A 14,974-nucleotide genomic window follows, 5' to 3' on the forward strand; every position below is an offset into this window, starting at 1 on the left:
GTCACATTCTGATCAAAAACGGCTTCTCCATAAGATTTAATTAGAAGAAACCACTGCAGACTCATCATTGTCTTAGTGCATTCAAAAGTTTGTTTTGCCAGATTATACCAATCTTCATCATCTGACTGCTGCAGCAGATAGTCTGCATGTTGACTGAAGGTAGTATGGGAGTTATTTCCGTCTCGAAAAATAAGTGCTGTGGTAATAGTAGACATCAGCATCATCTTATGTCCATCAATTACCACAGAATCTGCCTTATCGATGCCCCGAACGGTATGCTTGTATTTTTCTGAAAAGATGGCAGCTCCCCCGTGAGCTCCATCCACATGAAACCATATTCCTTTAGCTGAACAAAACTTACCCAAGGTCGTTAGATCATCATAGATGCCCGTTGCAGTAGAAGGGGCACTACCTACCAGAGCAAAGACCTCTATTCCCTGATTTTTTGCATCTAAATAATACTTTTCCAGCAGTGCGGTGTCTATTGAAAAATCTTCTTTTACAGGCACTTTAATGATCCCGTTAGTTCCTAATCCCATGATCCTGGCAGCTCTGTCTACACAGTAGTGTGCTTCTGCAGATACCATGAGACCTAATTTTTCAGAAGTCCCGGCATTCCACACATCATGAGCTACCTTAGCCTTCCTTGCGGAGAGTAAGGCCGTTAGATTGGCAAGAGTTCCACCTGAAGTAAGAAAACCTCGCGCCTCTTCCTTAAATCCCAATTTTTTTGCCAGAAGATCTGTTACTATCCGTTCCATGGCCGTAGGAGCCATCCCCATTTCATATACGGCCATACCATTGTTGAGAAAGGAACTAACCAGTCCGGCCAAGGCAGCCTGCGGGGCAGGTGCACATACCTGATGACCCATATATTTAGGATGATGAACATGTGTTGTGTGTTTCAGGACTTCCGGGAAGAAATCGGCTATCTCACCTTTCTCAAGGAAGTGCAACCAAAATATCTTCTCATCCTCTGGTAGATTCCATTGAATGACACGATCATTTTTTTGATGCAAACTATTATCAAGGTGATTGGCCAGGACATCGATTAAGGCATGACCTTGTTGTCGAAACCTTTCTGGAGAATAGACCTCTTTTAAGATATTATTTGTCATATCGTTATTGGTATTGGAAATAGTGATAAGCAGATCTTTTTAAGGCGATCTTCATCTGCTAAAATAGCGAGAAACGTACATAATTAATTACATTTGGGAAACAACAAGTAAAAACAATGTAACATGAAATTAAAAGTACTGTTTTCATACTTTTTAATGGGCGCATTAATTTGGTCCTGTAATGAGAATTCCTCGGAAAAATCAGCGATATCTACGGATGAGACTTCCTTTGACTATGTCGTAGAACAATTTGCCGATATACAGATCTTGCGATATCAGATCCCTGGATTCAATGAATTAAGTATTGAACAAAAGAAACTTGTCTACTATTTATATCAGGCCGGTTTGGCGGGAAGAGATATTATGTGGGATCAGAATTATCGACATAATTTGCAGATCAGAGCAGCCCTTGAAAGTGTCTATGAAAATTATTCCGGGGATAAGGGGTCCGATAACTGGAAGGCGTTTGAAACTTATTTAAAAAGGGTCTGGTTCTCTAATGGTATTCATCATCATTATTCCAATGACAAATTGGTTCCTGGATTCTCCCCCGAGTATTTAACTGAACTCTTAAATGAGACCAATACAGAACTAAGTGGGGATCCATTTAATGTGATCTTTAACGAACAAGATGCTAAAAAAGTGAATAAGAAAAAAGGCGTAGATAATGTAGCCGCTTCGGCAATAAACTTCTATGACCCCTCCATTACGGATAAGGAAGTGGAGGTATATTACGCCAGTGCCTATAAAGGGCCTGAGGGAAAACCCGTTGAAACAGGCCTAAATACCAAGTTGGTGAAGAAGAATGGTAAGATCATAGAAGAAGTTTACAAATCGGGCGGACTTTACGGTAGTGCCATAGATGAGATCATTAAATGGCTGGAGTTGGCAAAGGGCGTTGCCGAGAACGAGCAACAAGCCAATACCCTTGCATTGCTTATTGAATACTACAATACCGGTAATCTGGATACCTGGGATGCCTACGCTATCTCATGGGTTAATTCAAAAGAAGGCGATATAGACTGGATCAACGGTTTTATAGAAGTATACAATGATCCTAAAGGTTATAAAGGATCGTATGAAAGTATTATCCAGATAAAGGATTTTGAGATGTCCAAACAAATGGCGGTATTATCTGAAAATGCCCAATGGTTTGAAGATACGTCCCCATTAATGGAGGAACATAAGAAAAAAAATGTGGTAGGCGTGTCCTATAAAACGGTGAATGTGGCGGCTGAAGCAGGAGATGCTTCCCCAAGTACTCCTATTGGGGTTAATTTGCCCAACAACAACTGGATTCGACAGGATCATGGTAGTAAATCTGTTTCTTTGGGGAACATTATTGATTCGTACAATAATGCAGGAGGTTCTGGTCGTTTAAAGGAATTTGCAAATGACAAAGAAGAGATCGCATTTGAGGAAAAATATGGAAAAACTGCCTCTAAACTTCTCACGGCACTGCACGAGGTAGTTGGCCATGCTTCAGGACAGTTGAATGAAGGGGTTGGGCAGCCGAAAGAAACACTTAAACACTACGCATCTACCATGGAAGAAGGGCGGGCAGATCTTGTTGGCTTATATTTTCTGATGGATCCGAAATTGCAGGAATTAGGCCTTACAGATAATTATGAGGAATTAGGCAAGACTGCCTATGATCGCTATATCAGGAATGGAATGGTGACACAACTTGTCAGAATTAATCTTGGTGATGATATAGAAGAGGATCATATGGTGAATCGCCAATGGGTGTCTTCCTGGGTTTTTGAGAAAGGTATGTCAGAAAAGGTGATCGAAAAGGTAGAACGGGATGGAAAGACGTATTACAATATTAATGATTACAAGAAATTGCGTGAACTGTTTGGCCAATTACTTCAGGAAACTCAGAGAATTAAATCCGAAGGTGATTTTAAAGCAGCTGAAGACCTGGTAGAAGGATATGGGGTAAAAGTAGACCAAAAGCTGCATGCTGAGGTATTGGAACGTAATTCGGTATTCAAGTCGGCGCCCTACAGTGGTTTCGTAAATCCTGAATTAATGGCAGAAACCAATGATGCCGGGGAGATCATAACTGTTACGATTGTACAACCCGAATCTTTTGCGGGACAGATGATGTCTTATTCTAAAAATTATGGGTTTCTAAAATAGAATCTCGACGTTTATAAATACAAAAACCGCCCTCAAAGGGCGGTTTTTTATATTAGGAGTAAGCAATCTTTTAACTGTCAAAAGTATAGGCATTATCTGCCGCTACCTTATCTGCTATTTGATTCCTTAAAGCCACTACATTAGGCTGATTGGTGTATTTTGTAAATCGCTTTAGTCCCATCAGCATCATTCTTTGTTCATCACCTTCTGCGAAGGATACAATAGCCTCTTTTCCTTTCCTGATGACAATATCTACGGCATCATATAAATAAAGTTGTGTCATGGCGATCTGAATTGCCTGAGACTCTTTCCCGCTGCGTTTTGCATTTTTTTCTGTACGGAGTAAGGTAGATTCAGCCATATAGATCTCGATCAGAATATCTGCAGCCGCCAACAGTATTTGCTGATGTGCTTCCAGATCCGGGCCAAATTTTTGAACCGCACTTCCAGCGATCATCAAAAAGACCTTTTTCAGTCTGGCGATCAAATCCTTTTCTTCCGCAAATAATTCAGAGAAATCCGGAGTGTCAAAGGAAGGGATACCCATCAATTCTTCTCCTACGGCGGTTGCAGGGCCAAGGAGGTCTACATGACCTTTCATTGCCTTTTTAACAAGCATACCCACCGCAAGCATTCTATTAATTTCATTGGTACCTTCATAGATCCGTGCGATCCTGGCGTCTCTCCAGGCTTTTTCCATTGGGGTATCTGCACTAAAGCCCATGCCTCCAAGGATCTGAATTCCTTCGTCTGATGTGCTCTGAATATCTTCTGAAACCGCTACTTTTAAAATGGAACATTCAATAGCGTATTCTTCAACCCCTTTCAATTCTGCATCTTGATGTGAATTGCCCTCAGCTTCCCTGATGGCGATACGCTCCTCAATATTCATGGCAGCACGGTAGCAAGCAGATTCACCCGCATATGCATTGGTAGCCATTTGAGCAATTTTGGACTTGATGGCTCCAAAATTTATGATAGCTGTCTTAAACTGAATACGTTCATTGGCATAATTAACGGCTTCATTTAAAACGCGTCTTTGTGCCTCTAAACAAGCTGATGCCAACTTTATCCTTCCTACATTCAAAGCATTCATAGCGATCTTAAAACCATTGCCTCGCTCGGAGAGCATATTTTCAACAGGCACTTTAGTTTCGTTAAAGAAGACCTGACGGGTAGAGGAGGAGTGAATACCTAATTTCTTTTCTTCCTCACCCATGGAAATTCCATTCTTTGGATCATTTTCTACGATAAATCCGGTAATGTTCTTGTCGTTCTCGATGCGTGCAAAAACTATGAATAGACTACAAAATCCGGCGTTGGAGATCCACATTTTTTGTCCGGTAATGTTGTAATGTTTGCCATCCTTGGAAAGAACGGCCTTGGTTTTACCAGAGTTGGCATCGGAGCCTGCTCCAGGTTCTGTTAAACAGTATGCGCCAAACCATTCACCTGTGGCAAGTTTAGGCACATATTTTTTCTTTTGTGCTTCAGTACCGTAGAGGGTTATTGGCAGTGTCCCTATTCCTGTATGGGCACCAAAGGCAGTGCTAAAGGATCCGGTTGCACCGGAAATATAATCGCATACAAGCATAGTTGAGACAAAGCCCATACCCATGCCGCCGTATTCGGTGGGCACAGATATACTTAAAAAACCTAACTCACCGGCTTTTTGCATACATTCCTTGGTAAAGGCGTAATCTTTCTTTTCAAAGCGCTCCCAATTAGCCCAAAGTTCGCGGTCAACAAATTCCTTGGTACTGTCTCGCATCATCTTTTGTTCCTCATTGAGGTCCTCCAGTGTAAAGATGTCTTCACATTTGGTTTCCTTTACAAGGAATTGGCCACCTCGTAGAATATCTTTATTAATAGTTTCTGTACTCATCGATATAATATTTTGTATAATTCTAGTTTAAAAATTCAAAGATGCCGGCGGCACCTTGTCCGGTACCTACACACATAGTTACCAACCCGTGCTTTCCATTCATCTTTCGTTTACGCATCTCGTCAAAAAGTTGTACCGATAATTTGGTACCTGTACATCCTAATGGGTGGCCCAAGGCGATAGCCCCACCATTTACGTTCACGATCTCCTGATTGAGATCCAATTCGCGGATCACCGCAAGGGATTGCGATGCAAAGGCCTCATTCAATTCTATTAGTTCCAATTGATTCTGTTTCATTCCTGCTTGTTTAAGGGCTTTTGGAATTGCCTTTACCGGGCCAATTCCCATGATCCTTGGTTCTACACCTGCTGCAGCATAATTCACCAATCTGGCAATGGGCTCTAACTTCAATTCCTTTACCATTTCCTCACTCATTACTAACACAAAGGCTGCCCCATCACTCATCTGTGAAGAATTTCCCGCAGTGACACTACCGCCAGCTGCAAATACAGGCCGCAATTTTGCTAACACCTCCTTGGTTGTATCAGCTCTAGGTCCTTCATCTTTATTAACGGAATATTCCGTAGTTTCTTTTTTCCCCTTGGTATTAATAAAGGTGTGCTCTATGTTGATGGGAACGATCTGATCCTCAAACTTTCCTTCTTTTTGTGCTTTCAGCGCTTTCATATGGGAGTTGAAGGCAAATTCATCCTGATCTTCTCTGGAAACTTTGAATTGTTCGGCAACAGCCTCGGCTGTTAAGCCCATCCCCCAGTAATAATCTTCATTGCCTTCCTTAGCGGCAGCATAATCTGGAGTAGGTTTGTATCCTCCCATAGGGATGTAACTCATACTTTCTGCCCCTCCGGCAATAATACAATCGGCCATTCCAGCTTGTATTTTTGCGGTTGCGATGCCAATGGTTTCTAATCCCGAGGCACAATACCTATTTACGGTAACCCCCGGAACATCATCGATCTTAAGGCCCATGAGGGAAATGAGACGGGCCATATTAAGTCCCTGTTCGGCTTCCGGCATGGCATTCCCAACAGGTATTCAATAGTTTCAGCCGCCAATTCATCAGGACGCTTGAAACGAAATAGGCCTCTGGGTGCTTTTCCAACGGCAGTTCTGTATGCTTTTACGATATAAGCTGTTTTCATGTTCTTAATTTCTAAGGGGTTTACCAGTTTTTAGCATATGTTGAATCCTTTCCAGAGTTTTTCTTTCGGAACAAAGCGAAAGAAATGCTTCGCGCTCCAGATCTAGCAGATATTGCTCACTTACGTAGCTAGCTTCAGACAAATCGCCTCCCGCCATCACATACGCTAACTTATCTGCAATTTTCTTATCGTGTTCGGAGATATAATGACCGGCTTCCATAGAATCTGTTCCTACAAGGAACATACCCAGAGCTTGCTTTCCTAGAACTTTTACATCGGTTCTATGTGCAGGTTGTGTATAACCAGACTCAGCCATTAATTTGGCGTGAGCTTTTGCCGTAGCAATTTGACGATCTTTATTGACCACCACAATGTCTTTTCCTTTTTGAAGGACACCTAGATCAAACGCCTCATAGGCCGAGGTGGATACCTTTGCCATTCCAATTGTTAGGAAGTATTCCTGAAGAACATTAAGTTCCACATCATTCTTTCTGAAAATATCTGAGGCCCTTAGAGCCATTTCCTTAGATCCGCCTCCGCCGGGGATAACCCCTACGCCAAATTCAACCAGTCCCATATAGGTTTCTGCCGCAGCAACTACCTTGTCTGCATGTAAGGATAATTCACATCCACCACCCAGGCACATGCCGTGCGGGGCAGAGACTGTAGGTATGGAAGAGTATCGCATCCTCATCATGGTGTTCTGGAACATTTTAATAGCCATGTTCAGCTCATCGTACTCTTGTTCCACTGCCATCATAAAGATCATTCCAATATTGGCACCAACAGAGAAGTTGGCTCCCTGGTTGCCTACTACTAGACCTTGAAAATCCTTTTCCGCCATGTCGATGGCCTTGTTGAGGCCACTTAAAACATCAGCCCCGATGGTATTCATCTTAGATTGAAATTCCACATTTAAGATACCGTCGCCCAGATCTTCAACCACCACGCCACTATTCTTAAAGACCTCCTTCGATTTACGAATATTGTCGAGGATGATAAAGGCATCCTGACCGGGCACCTTTTTCATAGCTTTCTCCTTAATATCATAAAAGTAGGTAGCACCTTCTTTTACTTCATAAAAAGAGGTTATCCCTGCAGCTTTCATATCGAGAACCCATTTAGCGGCTTTTTGGTTTTCGGAAGCAATAAGGTCTAAGCCTTTGTCCAAACCAATGGCATCCCAAATTTGGAAGGGTCCGTGTTCCCAGCCAAATCCGGCCTTCATGGCATCATCTATCTTGTATAATTCATCAGAAATTTCAGGAATTCTGTGTGAAACATAGGCAAAAAGAACCCCAAAACTTTTTCGGTAGAATTCACCTGCCTTGTCTTTACCGCCCACCAATATTTTAAAACGGTCTATGACCTTATCTACGGTCTTGGTTAGTTCCAGGGTAGCGAATTTTGCACTCTTTTTGGAACGGTATTCCATGGTGTCCAAATCCAGCTTGTTATCAGACATGGTCTTGATAAAGCCCGGCAGCTTAAACAACTCGTGTCGCTCATCCTTTGGGCAGTTATCATAAATACCATTAGCTACATGAACCAGAGTATCTAAACCAACCACATCTACGGTGCGGAAGGTGGCCGACTTAGGTCTTCCGATGACCGGTCCGGTTAGTTTATCAACTTCTTCTACTGTGATCCCTAATTCTTTCACGGCGTGAAACAAGCTCATAATACTAAAGATGCCTATACGGTTTCCAATAAATGCGGGCGTATCTTTGGCTATCACTGAGGTTTTGCCAAGAAATTTTTCGCCGTATCCGTTCAGAAACTCAAGAACTTCTGACGTTGTTTTGGGTCCGGGGATGATCTCAAAAAGTTTGAGATACCTGGCCGGATTAAAAAAGTGAGTGCCACAGAAATGCTGCTGAAAATCTTCACTTCTTCCTTCGCTCATAAAATGAATCGGGATCCCGGAGGTATTAGAAGTGATCAAAGTACCTGGAGTTCTGTGTTTCTCAAGATTTTCAAACACTTGTTTTTTAATATCGAGTCGTTCTACAACAACTTCAATGATCCAATCTACTTCCGCAACTTTGGCTATATCATCTTCCAAATTTCCTGTTTGTATCCTTTTTGCAAAAGAGGTGTGATAAATGGGGGAGGGTTTAGATTTTAGGGCCGCGGTAAGGGAATCATTTACCAAACGGTTCCTAACGCTGCGATCTTTTAAACTGAGGCCTTTGGACTTCTCCTTTTCGTTGAGTTCGCGAGGAACAATATCCAATAACAAGACTTCCACGCCAATATTTGCAAAGTGACATGCAATGCCACTACCCATGATTCCGGATCCAACGACGGCTACTTTTTTAATGTGCTTGTTCATTAATGAGTTGTGTATTAATTAGTTGTTGATTCTCTATTGTATATCTTTTTTTCTGATATTACCTGGCTTATGGTATCCATTACTTCAAAGAAAGATTTTAATTGGGTCTCGGATAATTGATCTTTCACAACCTCATTGAATCTCAAGACGGCATCCTTAGAGTCTTTTCGTTTTTCCAGGCCAAAGGGTGTTAGATAAATAAGTACACCCCTACCGTCCTCAGGATTCGGTTTGCGTTGTATGAGGCCCTTTTCTTCCATACTCTTGAGTATTCGCGATAAACTGGTTGCTTCCATTCCCATTTTGGGGCCGAGAGATGTTGAAGGTGTTCCCTTTTTAGGATCAATGCTTAACAGCGTAAAACCTACGGCCATGGTAGAGTCAAATTTTTTGGCTTCTTCATTGTACATTCTTGCTACCATTTGCCAGGTGGCGCGCAGTGCGTAATCTATGGTTAACTCTTGCATAGGGAATTTTAAGCGCTCCAAAGATATAAAAATTTATTATGCATGCATAATAAATTTACATTAATTTATAGGTTGTATTTCACATTAGGGCGCTTTTGTTTAGCCCTCATTATTGTGAATAAGGATTTAACCTGACTTTGGAAGACGTTACAAAACATGGCAAGTCCTCAATGCGTATTTTTATAAAATTGGAGTAAAAATCAGGCTTTAATACCCGTAGATCTCATTGTAAAGAGGGAGGTATTTTTCTTTTATGACCTTTCGTTTTAATTTCATGGTGGGAGTGAGGTGTCCGTCTTCTACAGTCCATAGGTTTGGTGTAAGTTTAAAGGCTTTTACCTTTTCCCATTTTGCAAATTGTTCATTTGCATGGTCTACTTCTTCCTGAATCCGCGCAAGTAAAACCTCATCCCGTACCAGATCCGAAGGTCCGCCTAAGGTTTTATGATGTCTTTTGGCCCATTCAGTAATAAACTCAAAATTTGGTTGTATTAGGGCAGCCGGCATCTTTTCTCCTTCCCCTACGACCATTACCTGTTCTATAAAACGAGATTGCTTGAGCCTGTTCTCCAAGAGTTGTGGGGCCACATATTTTCCGCCAGATGTTTTGAACATTTCTTTCTTGCGGTCTGTGATACGTAAAAATCCTTCACTGTCAATTTCGCCAATATCACCCGTATGGAAATATCCATTGGTCATTACTTCCTTAGTTTTTTCCGCGTCTTTATAATAACCCATCATAACATTAGGGCCTTTACAGAGAATCTCGCCATCTGCTGCTATCTTAACTTCCACCTTTTCTATAATCTGCCCAACAGAGCCTATTTTCCATCCACGGTTTTTTTTGCAATTCACAGAAATGACAGGAGATGTTTCCGTAAGTCCATAACCTTCCATCACAGGAATGCCTGCAGCACTAAAAATTCGCGACAATCTTGTTTGCAAAGCAGCACTGCCCGAGGTCATTGTCTCTAAGTTACCTCCTAGACCTTCTTTCCATTTACTAAAAATGAGTTTTCTGGCAATAGCCAGCTTGAATTCATACCACCAGCCATTGGCTCCATAAGGTTCATACTTCAAACCTAACTTCACTGCCCAGAAAAATAGTGCCTTTTTAACCCCTGTAAGTTCTGTACCCTTGTTAATGATCTTATCGTATACTTTTTCTAAAAGCCTGGGGACCACCGTCATCACATTAGGTTTTATCTCTTTAAGGTTTTCACTTATTTTATCGAGACCTTCCGCAAAGTATACGCTAATGCTGCAGTATTGATAAAGGTACAGGACCATTCGTTCAAAAATATGGCAAACAGGCAGGAAACTGAGGGCGGAACTACCAGACCCCAGCGGTATTCTTGGCTGACTGGCAAGTACATTAGAGACAATGTTGTTATGAGACAGCATAACGCCTTTTGGTCTGCCTGTGGTACCGGAAGTATAGATCAATGTTGCCAGGTCTTCCGGCTTAACCGCATTTTTTCGCATTTCCACTTCCTCCTGATAACTAGTATCCTCACCTAAAGAAAGTAGCTCTGTCCAATGCTTGCACTCTTCTATCTCATCAAAACAATAAATATCTTTCAAAGTAGGTACTTGCCCTTTAATACTTTTAACTTTTTCCAAAACCTCCACACAGGACACAAAACAGTACTGGGCTTCTGAATGATTGAGGATGTAGGCGTAATCTTCTTCGGAAATTGTTGGATAAATTGGGACGTTTTGAGCTCCAATTTGTAAGACAGCGATGTCTAAAATATTCCATTCCGTGCGATTGGTCATTGAGATCACAGCGATCTTATCATTTGCCTGAACTTTAAGTTTTAGGAGCGCCCTGCTAAGCATATTGGCCTTCCTGATGTACTCCTTCGTAGAAATGGTCACCCACTCTCCTTTGTATTTGCTTACAAACGCTTTTTCCAGAGGAAAATGTTCTTGTTGATAGTAGGGGATGTCGAAAAGACGAGTAACACTTTGCATATGTTGGTATTAATGGTTCTTGCAAAGTAAGAAAAGGGAGCGGGATTTTAAAATGGGATTGATAAAATTAAGTGTGATTTATTGTGAATTTCAAAATAAACCTTTGATAATGCACCTAAAGAGGCCAATTATGACATTGATTTCAACCATTTTCTGGCATTGACAAATGCTTCCAGCCAAGGGGAAACTTGGTCCTTTCTGGAAGGATAATGTGCCCAATTCCATGGAAATATGCTTCGCTCAATATGTGGCATGGTCACCAGGTGCCTGCCTGTTTTATCGCAGATCATGGCAACATTATAATCGCTGCCATTAGGGTTCGCAGGATATTGATCGTACCCATAGGTCGCTACAATTCCATATCTATCTGCGGGGTAAGGCAAAGAGAACTTACCTTCGCCATGAGATATCCATACCCCCAAAGTAGTCCCTTCCAGGGTCGATAACATTACCGAATTATTTTTTTCCACACGTACCGAGGTAAAATTGCTTTCGTGTTTGCGGGAGTCGTTATAGGTCATTTTTCCATGTACCTCATGTTCAGGATTTATAAGGTCTAGTTCCATAAATAATTGGCAACCATTACATATACCAACAGACAAGGTATCTGGTCTGGCAAAGAATTTTTTAAGGGAATTTCGGGCTTTGTCATTGTATTTAAAGGCGCCTGCCCAGCCTTTGGCACTGCCTAACACATCTGAGTTGGAAAACCCGCCCACGGCACCAATAAAACTGATTTCTTCCAGGGTCTCCCTTCCGGAAATAAGATCTGTCATATGTACATCTTTTACATCAAATCCGGCAAGAAACATGGCGTTGGCCATTTCACGCTCAGAATTACTCCCTTTTTCCCTCAAAATGGCCGCCTTTGGCCTCTTGTTTTCCGATTTGGGCAACTGTCCGGTAAAGTGCTTTGGAAAATGATACACCAGGGGCTGATGCTTGTAATTTTGATACCGTAGTTTCGCCAGATCTTGTGCTGTTTGTTTGCTATCTAACAAATAGGAGGTATTGTACCAAATATCGCGCTGAGCGTACACATCGATCTTTAATTCATCTTTTCCATTGGTAAGAAGCAGTTGGGGATCAGAATTGACCGATCCTATCTTGTGGAAATTTATATGTGCGTTTTTAAATACCTTTTCAATAGAACTGTCCTTGGCCTGAAGAACGATCCCCGCATTTTCGGCAAAAAGTAACTTTATGGTATCAGACTCCCCAAGAGTAGAAAGATCAATACTCGCTCCCAGATTATTATCAGCAAAGCACATTTCGAGCAAGGTGGTGATGAGTCCGCCCGAAGCTACGTCGTGCCCTGCTACGATTTGATTATCTTTTATTAGTTGTTGAAGCGTATTAAAGGCATTTTTAAAATAAGTGGCATCTGCGATTGAAGGGGCTGTTTGCCCCACCTTGTTGAGGACCTGAGCAAAGGAAGATCCTCCAATAGCATATTGGTCCTCAGACATGTTGATGTAATACACCGAACCTCCATTTGCCTTAAATACAGGCTCAACTACTTTGGTTATATCACTGCAATGACCAGCAGCAGATATAATTACAGTACCCGGAGACAGTACTTCCTGGTCCTGATATTTTTGTTTCATTGAAAGAGAATCCTTCCCGGTTGGTACATTGATGCCCAATGCAATTGCAAAGTCTGAGACAGCCGTAACCGCATCATAAAGTCTGGCATCTTCCCCCGGATTCCTACATGGCCACATCCAGTTGGCTGATAAGGAAACGGAAGTAAGTCCATCTTCTAAAGGAGCCCAAACTAAATTGGTCAATGCCTCAGCAATGCTATTAAGGCTACCGGCCTTGGGATCAATTAGTCCAGAGATTGGAGAATGCCCGAGGGAAGTTGCAATCCCCTCTTTTCCTTTAAAATCCATCGCCATTACCCCAACATTATTGAGTGGAAGTTGCAAGGGACCTGCGCATTGCTGTTTTGCCACCCTGCCACCAACACAGCGGTCTACTTTATTGGTAAGCCAATCCTTGCATCCTACAGCCTCTAATTGTAAGACACTTTCCAGATACTCTTTAAACTTATCCAGGCTATACGCTGGATTTTGGTAGTCTCTTTGAACTGAGACGTCTGTCATTATGGTCTTTGGAGAGCTTCCAAACATATCTGCCAGTTCCAGATCCATAGGTTTTTCATTCCTTTTGGAAGAAGTAAAGGAAAAACGATGATCTCCTGTTGCAATACCAACTTCGTACATGGGGGCTCTTTCCCTTGCAGCGATCCTTGCCAGAAAACTACTGTCCTTGGCGCTAATAACCAGACCCATGCGTTCCTGAGATTCGTTCCCAATGATTTCTTTCGCAGATAGGGTAGGGTCTCCAATAGGTAGTTTATCCATATCTATAGCACCCCCTGTTTCTTCTACCAGTTCAGACAGGCAGTTGAGGTGTCCGCCTGCTCCATGATCATGGATAGATACCACGGGGTTTGTATCATTTTCTACCAACCCACGTATGGCATTGGCTGCTCTTTTTTGCATTTCAGGGTTAGATCGTTGTACCGCATTGAGTTCAATGGCTGCGCTAAACTCACCCGTATCTGCACTAGATACGGCTGCTCCGCCCATTCCAATACGATAGTTGTCTCCCCCAAGTAATACGATCTTATCACCTTTTATAGGGGTATCTTTCAAGGCTTGTGAAGCTTTTCCATACCCAATTCCTCCGGCCATCATAATTACTTTGTCATATCCCAGTACCCTATCATGTTCCTTATGCTCAAAGGTTAGTACTGAACCGGCAATTAAGGGTTGGCCAAATTTGTTTCCAAAATCGGAAGCCCCGTTAGATGCCTTAATTAAAATATCCATAGGAGTTTGATATAACCACTGTCTTTCCTCAACCCCACCTTCCCAGGATCTACCTTCTTCCATTCTGGAGTAAGCTGTCATATAAACCGCGGTCCCTGCCAGGGGTAAAGAACCTTTTCCTCCGGCCAGTCTGTCCCTAATCTCACCTCCGGAGCCGGTGGCAGCACCATTGAACGGTTCTACAGTGGTAGGAAAATTATGTGTTTCAGCTTTTAGTGAAAGGACAGAATCAAAAGAAGTTTCTTTGTAGAAATCCGGTTTATCCGGGGAGGCAGGAGCAAACTGCATAACCCGTGGACCTTTTACAAATGCTACATTGTCCTTATAGGCTGAAACAATTGTATTGGGGTGTTTTTCTGATGTTTTTCTGATCAGTTTGAAAAGAGAAGATGGTTTTGCCTTCCCGTCTATAACAAAAACACCGTTAAAGATCTTATGTCTGCAATGTTCTGAGTTCACCTGACTAAATCCAAAAACTTCAGAATCTGTAAGTGATCGGCCTAATTTTTTGGACAAAGTTTCCAAATACTCAATTTCTTCTTCATTTAATGCCAAGCCTTCTTTCTTGTTATAAGCGGCAATATCCTTAATAGATAGAATGGATTCTGGTTTTACGTCTATGGTAAAAATATGCTGGGTAAGACCATTATATTTTTGTGATAGCATAGGATCAAAAGCTTTGAAATCTTCCGGTACCGCTTTAAATTCCTCTATTCTATCGATATCAGAAATCCCCATGTTCTGGGTCATTTCTGTGGCATTTGTACTCCAAGGGGTGATCATGGCGGCTCTGGGACCTACAAAAAAAGCGTCTATAGACGCTGATGACAGGCAGGGTATATCACCAAATAACCAAGTCAATTTTTCTTTATCAAGATCATTGAGCGTGGCATGCGTTTGTACTGCAAATATTTTTAATGAGGGATCCCCGAAGAAATAGATCATGTGCGAGGTTTGTTGAGGGTTTTAAGAAGCCACAAATTTACACTAATTCTGTGTTTTTTTAATGGCGAACAATGAACAGTTTTCAAGGGTGATTGTTC

7 protein-coding genes and 1 pseudogene are annotated in these 14,974 nt (G+C 41.9%); 1 reads left to right on the forward strand and 7 read right to left on the reverse strand.

Annotation, left to right across the window (positions count from 1 at the left end):
* The coding region (locus tag Q0X72_RS04990) for a pyridoxal-dependent decarboxylase (RefSeq protein ID WP_297762546.1) at positions 1–1,118 on the reverse strand (1,118 nt) is incomplete at its 3' end.
* 123 nt (positions 1,119–1,241) lie between these two features.
* On the opposite strand from Q0X72_RS04990, the gene Q0X72_RS04995 reads away from it, so the two are divergent.
* Entirely contained in the window at positions 1,242–3,263 is a 2,022-nt protein-coding gene (locus Q0X72_RS04995; protein ID WP_297762547.1) for a dihydrofolate reductase, read from the forward strand.
* Between the two features lie 70 nt (positions 3,264–3,333).
* On the opposite strand, the gene Q0X72_RS05000 is transcribed toward Q0X72_RS04995, so the two are convergent.
* From Q0X72_RS05000 to purL, 6 genes and pseudogenes are all read right to left on the reverse strand, one after another.
* Positions 3,334–5,148: an acyl-CoA dehydrogenase family protein gene (locus tag Q0X72_RS05000; protein WP_297762548.1), complete on the reverse strand. Its 1,815-nt coding sequence runs from the start codon at positions 5,146–5,148 to the stop codon at positions 3,334–3,336.
* Positions 5,149–5,170: 22 nt separating this feature from the next.
* Positions 5,171–6,312 (reverse strand): annotated as a pseudogene (locus tag Q0X72_RS05005) (acetyl-CoA C-acyltransferase).
* Positions 6,313–6,316: 4 nt separating this feature from the next.
* The gene (locus Q0X72_RS05010; RefSeq protein WP_297762549.1) at positions 6,317–8,647 is read right to left on the reverse strand and encodes a 3-hydroxyacyl-CoA dehydrogenase/enoyl-CoA hydratase family protein; all 2,331 of its coding nucleotides are present in this window, start codon (positions 8,645–8,647) and stop codon (positions 6,317–6,319) included.
* Between the two features lie 14 nt (positions 8,648–8,661).
* The gene (locus Q0X72_RS05015) at positions 8,662–9,114 is read right to left on the reverse strand and encodes a MarR family transcriptional regulator (protein WP_297762550.1); all 453 of its coding nucleotides are present in this window, start codon (positions 9,112–9,114) and stop codon (positions 8,662–8,664) included.
* Between the two features lie 207 nt (positions 9,115–9,321).
* Positions 9,322–11,091, reverse strand: a complete 1,770-nt coding sequence (locus tag Q0X72_RS05020; protein ID WP_297762551.1) for a long-chain fatty acid--CoA ligase — start codon at positions 11,089–11,091, stop codon at positions 9,322–9,324.
* A 128-nt stretch (positions 11,092–11,219) separates the two neighbouring features.
* Positions 11,220–14,876 (reverse strand): phosphoribosylformylglycinamidine synthase, encoded by a 3,657-nt coding sequence (gene purL, locus Q0X72_RS05025; protein ID WP_297762552.1) that lies wholly within the window; start codon positions 14,874–14,876, stop codon positions 11,220–11,222.
* Between the last annotated feature and the right edge of the window lie 98 nt (positions 14,877–14,974).

The organism is uncultured Muriicola sp. (assembly GCF_947258935.1).
Taxonomy (GTDB): Bacteria; Bacteroidota; Bacteroidia; order Flavobacteriales; family Flavobacteriaceae; genus Muriicola.